At 79.8% G+C, this 494-nt stretch carries 1 protein-coding gene; it reads right to left on the reverse strand.

Annotation, left to right across the window (positions count from 1 at the left end; genetic code table 11):
* A partial coding sequence (locus tag BST12_RS31710; RefSeq protein ID WP_245850631.1) for a hypothetical protein occupies positions 1-494 on the reverse strand: 494 nt, incomplete at both ends.

The raw sequence follows: 494 nt of genomic DNA on the forward strand, positions 1-494 counted from the left end.
CCCCCGGCCCCACCGGCCGAGCCCTTACCGCCGCCGTCACCGCTGTTGGGCGTGGCATCGGTACCAGCTGCGCCGGCGCCGCCGGCGCCGCCGGCCCCGCCCGTGCCGCCGACACCCGTACTGCCCGCCGTTCCACCTGATCCGCCGATCCCAGCCGCACCGCCGGTACCGGCACTACCGCCGGAACCGCCGATGCCACCGGTGCCACCGACGCCGGTCGTGCTGTCGGCGCCGGCACCACCTGCACCGCCGACACCGCCGACCCCGCCGGCTCCGCCGGATCCGTTGACTCCGCCGCCGACAGCGTTGCCACCAGCGCCGCCGGCGCCGCCGTTGCCGCCGGCGAACCCGACCCCGCCGGCGCCGCCAGAGCCGGCGCTGGGGCTGCTACCGGCTAATCCGGTCCCACCCGCGCCGCCGGCGCCGCCGGTACCGCCGGCACCCACGCTGCCGGCGGTACCGGCGGAGCTCAGCAATCCCCGGCCGCCCCCGGC

It is taken from the genome of Mycobacterium angelicum (genome assembly GCF_002086155.1).
Taxonomy (GTDB): domain Bacteria; phylum Actinomycetota; class Actinomycetes; order Mycobacteriales; family Mycobacteriaceae; genus Mycobacterium; species Mycobacterium angelicum.